Consider the following 15,520-nt stretch of genomic DNA (forward strand, 5'->3'; position numbering starts at 1 on the left):
ATGCTCCGGTGATGCCTGCCACGGCGTCGCGCTACATGAGCACGATGTCGTACTGTTCCTGACTCAAATTCGACTCCACCTGCAGCGAAACCGGCTTGCCGATGAAGTCGATCAACATGGCGAGATGCTGCGACTCTTCCTCGAGAAAGAGGTCGATCACCTGCTGTGAAGCGACCACGCGAAACTCGCGCGGATTGAACTGGCGCGACTCGCGCAGAATTTCACGCAGCACGTCATAGCAAACGGTGCGTGCGGTCTTCACCTGGCCTTTGCCGAGGCAAGTCGGGCAAGGCTCGCACAGCACATGCGCAAGCGATTCGCGCGTGCGCTTGCGCGTCATCTCCACGAGTCCCAACTGCGAGAAGCCGTTCACGGTCACGCGCGTGCGATCGCGCGAAAGCGCCTTCTTCAGCTCGCCGAGCACCTGGTCGCGATGCTCGATGTTCTCCATGTCGATGAAGTCGATGATGATCACGCCGCCCAGATTGCGCAGACGCAATTGCCGCGCGATCGTATGCGCCGCTTCGAGATTCGTCTTGAAGATCGTGTCGTCGAAGTTGCGCGCGCCGACATAGCCGCCCGTGTTCACGTCGATGGTCGTCATCGCCTCGGTCTGGTCGATCACGAGGTAGCCGCCGGACTTGAGGTCCACGCGGCGCGAGAGCGCACGCTGGATTTCGGCTTCGATGTTGTAGAGATCGAAGAGCGGCCGCTCGCCCGAGTAGTGATGCAGCTTCGGCAGCACGGCTGGCGTGAATTCGGTGGCGAACTCGGTGAGCTTCTGGAACGTTTCGCGCGAATCGACCTGAATGCGCGAGGTCTCGTCGTTCACGAAGTCGCGCAGCACGCGCTGCGCGAGATTCAGGTCTTGATACAGCAGGCTCGTGGCGGGCAGGCGCTGCGCCTGGGCGAGTATCGTCGCCCACGTCTTGCGCAGATACGCGACGTCCGCCGCAAGCTCTTCGCTCGTGGCGTCTTCGGCGATGGTGCGCACGATATAGCCGCCTTTTTCGTCGGCGGGCAGCACGGCCGTAAGGCGCGCGCGCACCGCTTCGCGCTCGGCCTCGCTCTCGATCTTCTGCGAGATGCCGATGTGCGGTTCCTGCGGCAAATAGACCAGCGTGCGCCCCGCAATGCTCACCTGCGTGGAAAGCCGTGCGCCCTTGGTGCCGATCGGATCCTTCACGACCTGCACCATGAGCGTTTGCCCTTCGAACACCGTCTTTTCGATGGGCTGATGATGCACCGGCGCATGCGCTTCGCCGGCAATGCGCGGATGCCAGATATCGGCCACATGAAGGAACGCGGCGCGCTCGAGACCGATGTCGATGAACGCGGACTGCATGCCCGGCAGCACCCGCACGACCTTGCCGAGATAGACGTTGCCGACGCGCCCGCGCGACAGCGTGCGCTCGACGTGAAGCTCCTGTACTGCGCCTTGCTGGACCAATGCGACGCGCGTCTCCTGGGGCGTGACGTTGATCAGGATTTCTTCGTTCATGATTTGTTCTAGAAGTCGATGCCCGCGGCGCGCAGGAGGGCGGCCGTTTCGAATAGTGGCAAACCCATGATACCCGAATAGGACCCGTCGATTCGCTCGACGAATTCCGCCGCGCGGCCCTGTATGCCGTACGCGCCGGCCTTGCCGAACGGCTCGCCGCTCGCCACGTAGCGCGCGATCGCGGCGGGCAGCGCCGGGGCGAAGCGCACGTGCGAGCGCGAGACCGCGACGGGCAGGCACACCCCTTCGGCGTTGACCACGGCCACCGCCGTGAGCACTTCGTGCTCGCGTCCGGCGAGGCGCTCGAGCATCGCATACGCTTCGGCTGCATCGTGCGGCTTGCCGAGAATATGGCCGTCGATGGAGACCGTGGTGTCGGCGGTCAGAATCGGCGCGTGCCTGTGCGCGCCTGCGACGAGGCGCGCGCGGGCGGCGTCGGCCTTGGCGGCGCACACGCGCTCGACATAAACGGCGGCTTGCTCGCCGGGCAGCGCGATTTCGAGCGCTTCGGCGTCTTCGTCGGGGCGCGGCAGCAGCAGTTCGAAGCGCACGCCGAGCTGCTGCAGCAGCTCCTGGCGGCGCGGGCTCTGCGAGGCGAGATAGACGAACGGATAGGGCGCGTTGGTGGGCATCGGAGCGTCTTTGTCGTTACGGACTTCGGGTTGACGTGCGCGGCCGCCATGTCGGGCGCAAGCGGGGCTCGAGCGGGGGGGCGCAAGCGGGGCGCCGGCGCACGACGAGAGGCGGCGCGGGCGCACTGTAAACCTGCATCACACGCGATGATAGGGGTGATTCTGCGTGATGGTCCACGCGCGGTAAAGCTGCTCGGCGAGCAGCACGCGCACCATCGCATGCGGCAGCGTGAGGGAGGACAGGCGCAGGAGCGTGTCGGCGCGCGACTTGAGTTCGGGGTCGAGGCCGTCCGCGCCGCCGATCAGGAACGCCACGTCGCGGCCGTCCTGCTGCCACAGCGGCAGCGTCTTGGCGAGCTGCATCGTGGTCCAGTCGCGGCCGTGTTCGTCGAGCGCGACGATGCGCGCGTTCTTCGGCAGCGCGGCCTCGATGCGCGTGCGCTCGGCCGCCATGACGCTCTCGGCCGAGCGGCCCGACGAACGCTGCTCGGGCTTCACCTCGCGCAGCTCGATGCGCAGCTCCGGCGGCATGCGCTTCGTATATTCCTCGAAGCCCGCGGCGATCCAGTCCGGCATCTTGTGGCCGACGGCGACGATATGCAGTTTCATCGTGCGGGTCGATGGTCGTTCGCGAACGCGCCGCGCTTACTTTGCGGTCTTACGCGCGGGGCTCTTGCGCGCGGGCTTCTTCACGGCCGGCGCGGCTTCTTCGTCTTCGTCCTCGCCGTCCATCGGCTCGCTCGGGCGTGCGCCCACGAAGCCCGTGCTGGCGGCGAGCTTCACGCGCACCGGCTTGTCGCCCCAGATTTCCTCGAGGTTGTAGTACTGGCGCAGCGCGGGCTGGAGGATGTGGACGACCGCGTCGCCGCAATCCACGAGCACCCATTCGCCGATGTCCTCGCCTTCCGTGCTGATGATGTCGCCGCCGGCTTCCTTGACCTTCTCGCGCACGCTGTTGGCGAGCGCCTTGGTCTGGCGGTTCGAGGTGCCGCTCGCAACGACCACGCGGTCGAACAGCTCGGTCAGATGGCTCGTGTTGAAGACGCGGATGTCTTGCGCCTTGACGTCTTCGAGACCGTCGACGATGGCGCGTTGAAGTTTGCGGATGTCCATAGTTACCCGTGATGCAGATAGAGATGATGTTGAAGGATATAGTCCCACACGGCCGCGGGAAGCTTGTCGGCGGCGGTGCCGCGACGTTGCCCGCTTGCCACGCAGGCGGGCAGGTCGCGCCGGATTTCGGTCGCCGAAACGTCGAGCGCGAGCGTTTCGTCGACCAGCAGGTGGCCGTACGGCGTGGTCGCAAGCGCGGCGGCGCTTGCGCGGCGAGCGGTGGCTTCGCGCGCGACTTCAGGCGGCAGCGCCGCGAAGTCTTCGTCAAAGCCGAAGCCGGGGCGGCTCGCCACGGCCAGATGCGCGAGCGAGAAAAGCGCGCGCCATTCGTGCCACGAATCGAGGTGCAGCAGTTGATCGGCGCCCATTAACAGCGTGAGCGCCGCTTTCGCGTTGCTCGCGTTGCCGTCGACGTCGCGTCGCGCACGCCAGCGGCGCAGCGTTTCCACTGTGTAGGTCGGGCCGTTGTGCTCGATTTCGTCGGCATCCACTGTCACCGTCACGCCCGGCAGCGCGAGCGAGGCAGTGGCGGCACGCGTCATGGCGAGCCGATGCTGCGCCGCGGTAACACCGGGCTTTTGCCACGGTTGTCCGGCGGGCAGCAGGATCAGCTCGTTCAGGCCCAGCACGCGCGCAAAATGGCGCGCGAGCGCGAGGTGGCCCTCGTGGATCGGATCGAACGTGCCGCCGAGCAGCCCGACGCGCCGTTCGAGCGCGTTGGGCGGGACGGTGAAAGCGTGCGTCACGGCGTCAGACCCAGTCGCGCACGGGCAGGAAGTCGCTGTAGAGGCGCGCTTCCGGCGTGCCCGGCTGCGGCTGCCAGTCGTAGCGCCAGGTGGCGCCCGGCGGCATCGACATCAGGATCGATTCGGTGCGGCCGCCGCTTTGCAGGCCGAAATGCGTGCCGCGGTCCCAGACCAGATTGAATTCGACGTAGCGACCGCGCCGGTACGCCTGGAACTCGCGCTCGGCTTCGCCGTAGGGCGTCGCACGGCGCTTTTCGATGATCGGCAGATACGCCTTCAGGAAACCGTCGCCCACGCTCCTGAGCATGGCGAACGCCTCGTCGAAGCCGCCAGCGGCGTAATCGTCGAAGAAAATACCGCCCACGCCGCGCGCTTCGTTGCGGTGCTTCAGGAAAAAGTAGTCGTCGCACCAGTGCTTGAAGCGCGGGTACAGGTCCTCGCCATAGGGCGCGAGCGCGTCGCGGCACACGCCGTGGAAGTGCTGCGCGTCTTCCTCGAAGCCATAAAAAGGCGTGAGGTCCATGCCGCCGCCGAACCAGAATACCGGCGCCTCGCCCGCCTTGGTGGCGAGCAGCATGCGCACATTCATGTGCACGGTCGGGCAATACGGATTGCGCGGATGCAGCACGAGCGAAACACCCATCGCCTCGAAGCCGCGGCCGTTCAGTTCGGGGCGCGCCGCCGTTGCCGAGGGCGGCAAGGCGTCGCCGGAAACGTCGGAAAAGCCGATGCCCCCGCGCTCGAAGAACTCGCCGCCTTCGATGATGCGCGTGCAACCGCCGCCGCGCAGCTTCTCGCCGGGGCCGCGTTGCCAGTTGTCGGTGGCGAACGGCTTGCCGTCGAAGGCGCCGAGCGTGTCGGCGATCTGCGTCTGCAGGCCGGCCAGCCAGGCGCGGACGGCGGCGCTGTCGGGGTAGGCGCGGTTAGGGGTGTCGGTCATCGATGAAATGGGGACGGCAGCGCTCGGGCGCTGGAATCGGTTCTTCGTCGGGTTATGCGTTGGGTTACTCGGATAGGCCGCCCGGCGCGGCCTGACAGCGGCAGTGTAGCGCCGATCGGCGCGACGCCCGGTGCCAACGGCGGCCGCGCGGGCTGCATGCTGCGCGCGCTTCAGGCTGCTGCGTGGCGGATGGCTTTTCAGCGTACGAAACCGGCCAGACGAAAATGCCGTGAGCGCGCCGTTGCGCGGCGGCGCATGGCCGCTAGCTTTCTTTGGGGCCGCATCGAAAGCGGGCGGCCCCGGCAAAGCGCTGCGCTTACTGCTTGCGCCCCGCGGCGCGATAGCCAATGTCGTTGCGATACTGCATGCCGTCGAACGAGATGCGGTTCACGGTCTCGTACGCCACGTTCTGCGCGCTGCGCACCGAATCGGCGAGACCCACCACGCACAGCACACGGCCGCCCGAGGTCACGAGCTTGCCGTCCACCATCTGCGTGCCCGCATGGAACGTCACCGAATCGTCGGTTTCGGCGGGGATCTCGCTGATGCGGTCGCCCTTGCGCGGCGTTTCCGGGTAGTTGTGCGCGGCGAGCACGACGCCAAGTGCCGTGCGGCGGTCCCAGTCGAGCTCGACCTGGTTGAGCGTGCCGGCGATGGCGTGCTCCACGACCTTCGAGAAGTCGCCCTTCAGGCGCGCCATGATCGGCTGCGTTTCGGGGTCGCCCATGCGGCAGTTGAATTCGAGCGTCTTCGGGTTGCCCTGCGCGTCGATCATCAGGCCGGCGTAGAGGAAGCCCGTGTAGCGGATGCCTTCCTTCTCCATGCCCGCCACGGTCGGCAGGATGATTTCGCGCATCACGCGTGCGTGCAGCTGCGGCGTGACGATCGGTGCGGGCGAGTAGGCGCCCATGCCGCCCGTGTTCGGGCCCTGGTCGCCATCTTGCAGGCGCTTGTGGTCCTGGCTCGAGGCGAGCGCGAGTACGTGCTTGCCGTCCACCATGACAATGAAGCTCGCTTCCTCGCCCGCCAGGAATTCCTCGATCACCACGCGCGCGCCGGCGTCGCCGAGCTTGTTGTCGGCGAGCATCATGTCGATGGCCTGGTGCGCTTCTTCCAGCGACATCGCCACGACCACGCCCTTGCCGGCAGCCAGGCCGTCGGCCTTGATGACGATGGGCGCGCCGTTCTTCTCGACGTAGGCGTGCGCCGCCGCGGCGTCCGAGAAGGTCTCGTAGGCCGCCGTCGGGATGTTGTGGCGCTTCATGAACGCCTTGGCGAAGTCCTTCGAGCTTTCGAGCTGCGCGGCTTCCTTCGACGGGCCGAACACCTTCAGGCCGCGCTGGCGGAACACGTTGACGATGCCCGCGGCGAGCGGCGCTTCCGGACCGACCACCGTGAGGGCGACGGCTTCGCGCTCGGCGAAATCGGCGAGCTCGTGGATATCCGTGATGTCGACGTTGGCGAGCCGCTCGTCCTGCGCGGTGCCGCCGTTACCGGGTGCGACGTAGACGAGCTGCACGCGCGGCGACTGCGCGAGCTTCCACGCCAGCGCATGTTCGCGGCCGCCAGAACCGACGACGAGTAACTTCATGAGAATCCCCGAAAGACCAAGACCAGAAACAGTTGCGGCCGGCGCGCAGTGCGCCGGCCGTGAAAATCGCAAGCAGGAGGCGGGGCCGAACCAGACCTCGACGCGGCCTCCCGCGCCGACGCCTTATTCCTCGGCGATCGACGCGTTCGTGTACACATCCTGGACGTCGTCCAGGTTTTCGAGAGCGTCGAGCAGCTTTTGCATCTTCACGGCGTCGTCGCCCGTGAATTCGACCTCGTTCTGCGGCTTCATGGTGACTTCGGCCATTTCGGCCTTGAAGCCCGCGGCTTCGAGCGCGGTCTTCACCTTCGTGAAGTCGAACGGCGGGCAGACCACTTCGATCGAGCCGTCGTCGTTCGTCACGACGTCGTCGGCGCCCGCTTCGAGCGCGGCGTTCATGAGTTCGTCTTCGGGCGTGCCCGGCGCGAACACGAACTGGCCGACGTGATCGAACATGAACGCAACCGAGCCGTCCGTGCCCATGTTGCCGCCGAACTTCGAGAACGCGTGGCGCACTTCCGCGACCGTGCGGGTGCGGTTGTCGGTCATCGTGTCGACGATGACGGCCGCGCCGCCGATGCCGTAGCCTTCGTAGCGGATTTCCTCGTAGTTCGCGCCATCGACACCGCCCACACCGCGCTGGATGGCGCGGTTGATGTTGTCCTTGGGCATGTTGGCGTCGTACGCCTTGTCGACGGCCAGACGCAGGCGCGGGTTCGTGTCGGCATCGCCGCCGCCCATGCGCGCCGCGACCTGGATTTCCTTGATGAGCCGCGTCCAGACCTTGCCGCGCTTCGCGTCAGCAGCAGCCTTCTTGTGCTTGATGTTGGCCCATTTCGAATGACCCGCCATACCTTTCTCCGTCTCACGCGCCATGCGCGTGCAGTGTGCAATGTGCTGTTGTCGTTGCGATGTTCCCGGGTGCGGCCTTCGCGCGTCGTTCGCGCGGCGCGCGTGAATGTTGCGCGTGCCTCGCGCGTCACGGCCGCGCAGCACGATGTGCCGGCAGGATGGGACGCAGCGCCCGTTCAGGTGGATCTGAATTTTATCACGCCGGGACCGTCCGGCTTCGCCTGCCTACGTAACGTAACGCCAGACGATTGCCGGTTACGCCGGCCGCAGAGGGTGCTAAGGGGGCGGGATCGGGTGCGCCCGGCCAAGGCGGGGTAGGGGGAGAGGGCGGCCGGTTTTCGCCGACCGCCCCTGAGCAAGCTTGGCGCGGCTGTTAGTTTTTCGTGCCGAAGAGCCGGTCGCCGGCGTCACCCAGGCCCGGGATGATGTAGGCGTGCTCGTTCAGATGCGAATCGAGCGACGCCACGTAGAGCTTCACGTCCGGGTGGGCCTTCTGGAACACGTCGACGCCCTCGGGCGCGGCCACCAGCGCGAGGAACAGGATGCGCTCGCCGGACACGCCGCGGCGCTTTAGCACGTCGATGGCGTGCGCCGCCGAGTAGCCCGTCGCGACCATCGGATCGCAGAGGATGAAGGTGCGGTCTTCGAGGTCGGGCAGGCGCACGAGGTACTCGACCGGGCGATGGTCGTCGGCGCGGTACACGCCGATATGGCCGACGCGCGCAGAGGGCACCAGCTCGAGCAGGCCGTCGGACATGCCCACGCCCGCGCGCAGCACCGGCACGATGGCGAGCTTCTTGCCCGCGATCACCGGCGCATCGATTTCGACGAGCGGTGTCTTCACGCGGCGCGGCGCGACCGGCAGGTCGCGCGTGATTTCATAGCCCATCAGCAGCGTGATCTCGCGCAGCAGCTCGCGGAACGTGCGCGTGGACGTGTCCTTGTCGCGCATATGCGTGAGCTTGTGCTGGATCAGCGGGTGATCGAGGATGAAGAGATTCGGGAAACGGCTGTCCTGTTTCATGGCGGGGCGCACGAGGCTGCAAGGGAATCGGGGAATCGGTCGTGCCGTTGCCGCGCGAGCCCGAAGCGCACGCCCGGGTTGCGCGGTGGCGGCGAGCACGGGCCGCCGCGCGGCAAGCGCTCAAGGCTTGCGAGGGCGCCGGGCCGCGCTACAGGCGCAAGTATACGGTAAGCATGCGCGCACCGGCGCGCGCATGGCGCGTTGCGACGCGACTTCGCTCACGGGTTGCCGGGCCGCGCGCCATCGGCCTGCCATCGGCCTTCCACGCGTCGCGCCCGATTCTTCTAGAATCCCAAAAAGGTCGCAGGGCGGGACGGAGCAAGGCTTGGCCGTATCCGCCCTGTCACAGGACGGTCATCCACGCAAAAGGACACGAAAACGATGGACATGGGCATCGCAGGACGCAACGCGCTGGTGTGCGCGGCCAGCAAGGGACTTGGGCGCGGCTGTGCCGAGGCGCTCGCCGCCGAAGGCGTCAACGTGACGATCGTCGCGCGCACCGCGCAGACGCTGGAAGAAACCGCCGCGCAGATCCGCAAGAGCACGGGCGTGGACGTCAAGGCGGTGGCCTGCGACATCACGACCGAAGCGGGCCGCGCCGCCGCGCTCGCGGCGTGTCCGTCGCCGGATATCCTGGTGAACAACGCGGGCGGGCCGCCGCCGGGCGACTTCCGCAAGTACACCCACGAGGCGTGGATCGCGGCGCTCGAAGCGAACATGCTCACGCCGATCGCGCTGATCCAGTCGACCATCGACGCCATGATCGCGCGCGGGTTCGGGCGCATCGTCAACATCACGAGTTCGTCGGTGAAGGCCCCGATCGACGTGCTCGGCCTCTCGAACGGCGCGCGCTCGGGCCTGACGGGCTTCGTCGCGGGCGTGGCGCGCCAGGTCGCGGCCACGGGCGTCACGATCAACAACCTGCTGCCGGGCGCGTTCGACACCGACCGCATCCAGGCCACCATCGTCGCGCAGGCGAAGGCGAGCCAGATTTCGGAAGAGGAAGCGCGAGCGCGCCGCATGAAGGCGATTCCGGCCGGACGTTTCGGCACGCCCGAGGAATTCGGCCGCGCCTGTGCGTTCCTGTGCAGCGTGCACGCGGGCTATATCACCGGGCAGAACTGGCTGATCGACGGCGGGGCTTATCCGGGCACCTACTGATATCGAGTCAGCGTTGGGCAGCAGCGGCGCCTTTGGCGCCGCATCACGACACGCATCACGACACGCATCACGACACGCATCACGACACGCATCACGACAATTACGCACGCAAACCACACGTCAAGGAGAGTTACGCCATGCCAACCCGCGTCGCACTGATCGCGCACGACCACAAGAAGGATGACATCGTCAAACTGGCGACCGAATACGTCGATACGCTGCGTCACTGCGAGATCGTCGCGACCGGCACGACCGGCTCGCGCATCGAGGCCGCGACGGGCGTGAACGTCGAGCGCATGCTCTCGGGCCCGCACGGCGGCGACCTGCAGATCGGTGCGCGGCTCGCGGAAGGCAACGTCGACATCGTGATCTTCCTGCGCGACCCGATGACCCCGCAGCCGCACGAACCCGACATCAACGCGCTCGTGCGCGCATGCGACGTGCACGACGTGCCGTGCGCAACCAACATCTCGACGGCGCGCATGCTGCTCGACGTGCTCACGCTGCGCCAGAAGAACGCGGTCTGACGCGCGCCGCGGAGCCCGATTTCAGGAAACCCGCCAGGACAACACCAAGGAGACGTGATGACCAAGGCAATCCGATACGACAAGACCGGTGGCCCCGAAGTGATGAAGTGGGTCGATGTCGACGTGGGCGAGCCGGGCGAGGGCGAGGTGCGCTTGCGCCAGACCGCCTGCGGCCTCAATTACATCGACGCGTATTTCCGCACCGGGCTGTACCCGCAGCCGCTGCCGGCAGGCCTCGGCATGGAAGCGGCCGGCGAGGTGACGGCGGTGGGCAGTGGCGTGAGCGCGCTGAAAGTGGGCGATCGCGTGGCTTACGTCGCGCGTCCGCCGGGTGCCTATGCCCAGGAGCGCGTGCTGCGTGCCGACCAGGTGATCAAGCTGCCCGACGCGATCAGCGACGAAGCGGCGGCCTCGATCATGCTGCAGGGCCTCACCGCGCAATACCTGCTGCGTCGCACGTATCGCGTGAAGGCTGGCGACACCATCCTCATCCAGGCTGCGGCGGGCGGCGTGGGCCTGCTCGTGTGCCAGTGGGCGAAGGCGCTGGGCGCGACCGTGATCGGCACCGTGGGCTCGGACGAGAAGGCCGCGATTGCGAAGGCGCACGGCTGCGATCATCCGATCGTCTACACGCGCGAGGACTTCACGGCGCGCGTGCGTGAGATCACGAACGGTGCGGGTGTGCCCGTGGTGTACGACTCGATCGGCAAGGACACCTACACGAAGTCGCTCGACTGTCTTGCGCCGCTCGGCATGTTCGTGAGCTTCGGCAATGCATCGGGGCCGCTGCCGCCGCTCGATTCGTCGGAGTTCGCCGGGCGCGGCTCGCTCTTCTTCACGCGCCCGACGCTCTTCACGTATATCGCGAAGCGCGCCGACTACGAGGCGATGGCCGCCGAACTGTTCGACGTGGTGTCCTCGGGCAAGGTCAAGACGTCGATCAACCAGCGCTACGCGCTCAAGGACGTCGGGCAGGCCCACGCCGGTCTCGAAGCGCGCAAGACTACCGGTTCGACCGTGCTGATTCCGTGACATGACCATTGATGCACTGCTGCGCCGCATGGGACATGCTCCGGCGCCGGCGCATTGATTCGACCTTTACGTTTCTTGACTCCGTCATGGAGACCCAAAAGGCGCGCAACGCCAACGTTGCGCGCTTTTTTTCTTTGTGCCCCGGCCCGTGATCGCGTCCGCGTTTACGCGCTTTTTATACGAGCGCCAAGACCTTTGATCCGGATTTAATGCCGCAGCGGGTAACTTTCAGCCATCCGTCATCCGCGAATGGAGAACACGACAATGGATGTGCTGTATATCGGGGGGCTGGTGGTTTTCGCCGCGCTCACATACGCGTTGATCGCGGGCTGCGAGAAGCTCATGCAGTACCGCCGCGATCAAGGTGCGAAGGGGGTGCGCCCATGACCTGGATCTTCTGGCTATCGGGGGCGGCAACGCTGTTGCTGTTCGTTTATCTCGTCCATGCGCTGCTGCGCGCGGAGGATATCGAATGAACGCCAACAATCTGCTCCAGGCGGGGATTTTCCTCGTCATTCTGCTCGCGCTCGCGGTGCCTGTATCGGGCTACATGACGCGCGTTCTCGACGGACGCTCGCGCGTCGTGCGGCTCTTCGCGCCGCTCGAAAACTTCCTCTATCGCATCGCCGGCGTCGATCCGCAGGCCGAGATGAACTGGAAGCGCTATGCGCTCGCCACCATCTCGTTCAACGTGCTCGGCGTGGGCTTTCTCTATGTGCTGCTGCGCATTCAGGGCTGGCTGCCCGGCAATCCGCAGCAGTTCGGCGCGATGACGGTGGACGGCGCGTTCAACACGGCCGTGAGTTTCGTCACCAACACCAACTGGCAGGACTACACGCCCGAGCAAACGGTGAGCTATCTCACGCAGATGCTCGGCCTCACCGTGCAGAACTTCCTGTCGGCGGCGACGGGCATCGTGGTCGTGATCGCGCTGATCCGCGGCTTTGCACGCCACTCGGTACAGACCATCGGCAACTTCTGGGTCGACCTCACGCGCACGACGCTCTACATCCTCGTGCCGATGTCGGCGATCATTGCTGGGCTCCTGATGAGCCAGGGCATGATCCAGAACTTCAAGGCGTATCAGGACGTGCCGGTGCTGCAAACCACGACCTACGCCGCGCCGAAGCTCGACGCCCAGGGCAACCCGGTGAAGGACGCGAAGGGCAATCCCGAGACGGTGGACACGAAGGTCACGTCGCAGACGCTCGCCATGGGCCCGGTCGCTTCGCAGGTCGCGATCAAGATGCTCGGCACCAACGGCGGCGGCTTCTTCAACGCGAACTCGGCGCATCCGTACGAGAACCCCACGCCGGCCTCGAACGTCATCGAAATGTTGGCGATCCTGATCATTCCGGCCGCGCTGTGCCTCGTGTTCGGCAATATGGTGGGCGATCGCAGGCAGGGCGTCGCGGTGCTCGCGGTGATGACGGTGGCGTTCGCCGTGGCCGTGGGCGGCGTGCTGTCCGCCGAGCAGTCGGGCAATCCGATGTTCACGACGCTCAACGTCGACCAGCACGCCAGCGCGCTGCAAGCCGGCGGCAACATGGAAGGCAAGGAAACGCGCTTTGGCATCGCGCAAACGGGCATCTTCGTGGTCGCGACCACGGCGGCTTCGTGCGGCGCCGTGAACGCGGCGCACGACTCGCTCACGCCGCTCGGCGGTCTCGTTCCGCTGCTCTTCATCCAGCTCGGCGAGGTGATCTTCGGCGGTGTCGGTTCGGGTCTCTACGGCATGCTCGTGTTCGCGCTGCTCGCGGTGTTCGTGGCGGGGCTCATGATCGGCCGCACGCCGGAATATGTCGGCAAGAAGATCGAGTCGTTCGAGATGAAGATGGTCTCGATCGTCGTGCTGCTCACGCCGCTGCTCGTGCTGCTCGGCACCTCGATCGCCGTGCTCTCCGACGCGGGCAAGGCCGGTATCGCCAATCCGGGTGCGCATGGCTTCTCCGAGATCCTGTACGCGTTCAGCTCGGCCGCCAACAACAACGGCAGCGCGTTCGCAGGCCTGACCGTGAACACGCCGTTCTATAACTGGCTGCTCGCCATTGCCATGTGGTTCGGCCGCTTCGGCACCATCATTCCGGTGCTCGCCATCGCGGGTTCGCTCGCGAGCAAGAAGCGCATTGCTGTGACGGGCGGCACGCTGCCCACTCATGGCCCGCTCTTCGTCGTGCTGTTGCTCGGCACGGTGCTGCTGGTCGGTGCGCTCACCTATGTGCCCGCGCTCGCGCTCGGTCCCGGCGTCGAGCATCTGATCATGATGGGCGTGCATTGAACGGGGGCCTTCGCAACATGAGCGAAACGAAAATGAATCAGCATAGTGCAACTCGGTCCATGTTCGATCCGGCGCTGGTGCGCCCGGCCATCGTGGACTCGTTCAGAAAACTCAATCCGCGCACGCAGTTGCGCAACCCGGTGATGTTCTGCGTCTACGTGGGCAGCGTGCTCACGACGATCCTCTGGATCGCGGCGCTCGTGGGGCAGGCCGAAGCGCCCGCGGGTTTCATCCTCGCGGTCGCGCTCTGGCTGTGGTTCACGGTGCTGTTCGCGAACTTCGCGGAAGCGCTCGCCGAAGGACGCTCGAAGGCGCAGGCGGCGTCGCTTCGCCAGGCCAAGAAAGACGTCATGGCCAAGAAGCTCAACGAGCCGCATCCGAAGGCGCCGATCCGCATCATGACGGCGTCCGATCTGCGCCGCGGCGACGTGGTGCTCGTCGAGACCGGCGACACGATCCCGGCCGACGGCGAAGTGATCGAAGGCGTGGCATCGGTGGACGAATCGGCCATCACGGGCGAATCGGCGCCGGTGATCCGCGAGTCGGGCGGCGACTTTTCCTCCGTGACGGGCGGCACGCGCGTGCTCTCCGACTGGATCGTCGTGCGCGTCACGGCGAACCCGGGCGAAGCGTTCCTCGATCGCATGATCGCGATGGTCGAAGGCGCGAAGCGCCAGAAGACGCCGAACGAAATCGCGCTCACGATCCTGCTCGTCGCGCTGAGCATCGTGCTGCTGCTCGCCACCGCGACGCTGCTGCCGTTCTCGATGTTCTCGGTCGAGGCCGCGAAGATGGGCCACGTGGTCACGATCACGGCGCTCGTGGCGCTGCTCGTCTGTCTGATTCCGACGACCATCGGCGGTCTGCTTTCGGCGATCGGCGTGGCCGGCATGAGCCGCATGATGCAGGCCAACGTGATCGCGACTTCGGGCCGCGCGGTGGAAGCAGCCGGCGACGTGGACGTGCTGCTGCTCGACAAGACCGGCACGATCACGCTCGGCAATCGTCAGGCATCGATGTTCCTGCCGGCGCCCGGCGTGAGCGAAGAAGTGCTCGCCGACGCCGCACAGCTCTCGTCGCTCGCCGACGAAACGCCGGAAGGCCGCAGCATCGTCGTGCTCGCGAAGCAGCGCTTCAACATTCGCCAGCGCGACATGCATTCGCTGCACGCCGCGTTCCTCGCTTTCAGCGCCCAAACGCGCATGAGCGGTGTGGACATGCCCGGCCGCGAGATCCGCAAGGGCGCGGCCGACGCCGTGAAGAACTATGTTCAGGCGCATGGCGGCCGTTTCCCCGGCGAAGTCGACAACGCCGTGGACGATGTGGCCCGCCGCGGCAGCACGCCGCTCGTGGTGGCCGAAATGCATGACGGCGCCGCGCGCGTGCTCGGTGTGATCGAGCTGAAGGACGTGGTGAAGGGCGGCATCAAGGAGCGTTTCGCCGAACTGCGCAAGATGGGCATCAAGACCGTGATGGTGACGGGCGACAACCGCCTGACCGCCGCCGCGATCGCCGCCGAAGCGGGCGTGGACGACTTCCTCGCGCAGGCCACGCCTGAAACCAAGCTCGCGACGATCCGCGAACATCAGGCGCAAGGCAAGCTCGTGGCGATGACGGGCGACGGCACCAACGACGCCCCGGCGCTCGCGCAGGCCGACGTGGCCGTGGCGATGAACACGGGCACCCAGGCCGCGAAGGAAGCGGGCAACATGGTCGACCTCGACTCGAACCCGACCAAGCTCATCGAGATCGTCGAGATCGGCAAGCAGATGCTCATGACGCGCGGCTCGCTCACGACGTTCTCGATCGCCAACGACGTCGCGAAGTACTTCGCGATCATTCCGGCGGCGTTCGCTTCGACGTATCCGCAACTGCGCGTGCTCGACGTGATGCATCTGACGTCGCCGTCGTCGGCAATCCTCTCGGCGGTGATCTTCAACGCGCTCATCATCGTGATGCTGATTCCGCTCGCGCTCAAGGGCGTGAAGTACCGGCCGCTCGGCGCCGCGACGCTGCTGCGCCGCAATCTGCTGGTCTACGGCCTCGGCGGCATTCTCCTGCCGTTCCCGTGCATCAAGCTCATCGACATGGTGCTCGCCGCGTTCGGCTGGGTCTGAGCCGCG

General features: G+C 66.3%; 16 protein-coding genes. 7 read left to right on the top strand and 9 right to left on the bottom strand.

Annotated elements, in window-relative coordinates; genetic code table 11:
• Positions 1-31: 31 nt before the first annotated feature.
• The 9 genes from rng to upp all read right to left on the bottom strand — a co-directional run bounded on the left by rng (position 32) and on the right by upp (position 8,399).
• Complete coding sequence (gene rng, locus ACOJB8_RS17605; RefSeq protein ID WP_069265316.1) at positions 32-1,501, bottom strand: ribonuclease G; 1,470 nt, start codon at positions 1,499-1,501, stop codon at positions 32-34.
• An 8-nt stretch (positions 1,502-1,509) separates the two neighbouring features.
• A complete protein-coding gene (locus tag ACOJB8_RS17610; RefSeq protein ID WP_368606733.1) occupies positions 1,510-2,133 on the bottom strand; it encodes a Maf family protein in 624 nt (207 codons plus the stop codon).
• A 138-nt stretch (positions 2,134-2,271) separates the two neighbouring features.
• Positions 2,272-2,742 (bottom strand): 23S rRNA (pseudouridine(1915)-N(3))-methyltransferase RlmH, encoded by a 471-nt coding sequence (rlmH, locus tag ACOJB8_RS17615; protein ID WP_069265314.1) that lies wholly within the window; start codon positions 2,740-2,742, stop codon positions 2,272-2,274.
• Positions 2,743-2,778: 36 nt separating this feature from the next.
• Positions 2,779-3,246: a ribosome silencing factor gene (gene rsfS / locus ACOJB8_RS17620; protein ID WP_406952792.1), complete on the bottom strand. Its 468-nt coding sequence runs from the start codon at positions 3,244-3,246 to the stop codon at positions 2,779-2,781.
• Between the two features lie 2 nt (positions 3,247-3,248).
• Complete coding sequence (locus tag ACOJB8_RS17625) at positions 3,249-3,992, bottom strand: nicotinate-nucleotide adenylyltransferase (RefSeq protein WP_368683898.1); 744 nt, start codon at positions 3,990-3,992, stop codon at positions 3,249-3,251.
• A 4-nt stretch (positions 3,993-3,996) separates the two neighbouring features.
• Complete coding sequence (hemF, locus tag ACOJB8_RS17630; RefSeq protein ID WP_342947941.1) at positions 3,997-4,932, bottom strand: oxygen-dependent coproporphyrinogen oxidase; 936 nt, start codon at positions 4,930-4,932, stop codon at positions 3,997-3,999.
• Positions 4,933-5,248: 316 nt separating this feature from the next.
• Positions 5,249-6,523 (bottom strand): phosphoribosylamine--glycine ligase, encoded by a 1,275-nt coding sequence (purD, locus tag ACOJB8_RS17635; protein WP_069265310.1) that lies wholly within the window; start codon positions 6,521-6,523, stop codon positions 5,249-5,251.
• 123 nt (positions 6,524-6,646) lie between these two features.
• Entirely contained in the window at positions 6,647-7,375 is a 729-nt protein-coding gene (locus ACOJB8_RS17640; protein ID WP_069265309.1) for a YebC/PmpR family DNA-binding transcriptional regulator, read from the bottom strand.
• A gap of 373 nt (positions 7,376-7,748) precedes the next feature.
• The gene (gene upp, locus ACOJB8_RS17645; RefSeq protein WP_069265308.1) at positions 7,749-8,399 is read right to left on the bottom strand and encodes a uracil phosphoribosyltransferase; all 651 of its coding nucleotides are present in this window, start codon (positions 8,397-8,399) and stop codon (positions 7,749-7,751) included.
• Positions 8,400-8,780: 381 nt separating this feature from the next.
• Here upp and ACOJB8_RS17650 point away from each other — a divergent pair, with 381 nt between their 5' ends.
• The 7 genes from ACOJB8_RS17650 to kdpB all read left to right on the top strand — a co-directional run bounded on the left by ACOJB8_RS17650 (position 8,781) and on the right by kdpB (position 15,514).
• Positions 8,781-9,560 (top strand): SDR family oxidoreductase, encoded by a 780-nt coding sequence (locus ACOJB8_RS17650; protein WP_069265307.1) that lies wholly within the window; start codon positions 8,781-8,783, stop codon positions 9,558-9,560.
• Between the two features lie 137 nt (positions 9,561-9,697).
• Positions 9,698-10,087: a methylglyoxal synthase gene (locus ACOJB8_RS17655; protein ID WP_069265494.1), complete on the top strand. Its 390-nt coding sequence runs from the start codon at positions 9,698-9,700 to the stop codon at positions 10,085-10,087.
• A gap of 57 nt (positions 10,088-10,144) precedes the next feature.
• Complete coding sequence (locus ACOJB8_RS17660) at positions 10,145-11,119, top strand: quinone oxidoreductase family protein (RefSeq protein ID WP_475013461.1); 975 nt, start codon at positions 10,145-10,147, stop codon at positions 11,117-11,119.
• A 264-nt stretch (positions 11,120-11,383) separates the two neighbouring features.
• A complete protein-coding gene (locus tag ACOJB8_RS17665; protein WP_069265305.1) occupies positions 11,384-11,506 on the top strand; it encodes a potassium ABC transporter ATPase in 123 nt (40 codons plus the stop codon).
• On the top strand, positions 11,503-11,595 hold the full coding sequence (gene kdpF / locus ACOJB8_RS17670; RefSeq protein ID WP_027819619.1) for a K(+)-transporting ATPase subunit F: 93 nt from the start codon (positions 11,503-11,505) through the stop codon (positions 11,593-11,595). The genes ACOJB8_RS17665 and kdpF overlap by 4 nt, the downstream gene beginning before the upstream one ends.
• A complete protein-coding gene (gene kdpA, locus ACOJB8_RS17675; RefSeq protein ID WP_342947943.1) occupies positions 11,592-13,397 on the top strand; it encodes a potassium-transporting ATPase subunit KdpA in 1,806 nt (601 codons plus the stop codon). Before kdpF ends, kdpA begins: the two co-directional genes overlap by 4 nt.
• A 32-nt stretch (positions 13,398-13,429) precedes the next feature.
• Positions 13,430-15,514 (top strand): potassium-transporting ATPase subunit KdpB, encoded by a 2,085-nt coding sequence (kdpB, locus tag ACOJB8_RS17680; RefSeq protein ID WP_368683894.1) that lies wholly within the window; start codon positions 13,430-13,432, stop codon positions 15,512-15,514.
• Positions 15,515-15,520: the final 6 nt, after the last annotated feature.

It is taken from the genome of Paraburkholderia sp. BR10141 (genome assembly GCF_056155635.1).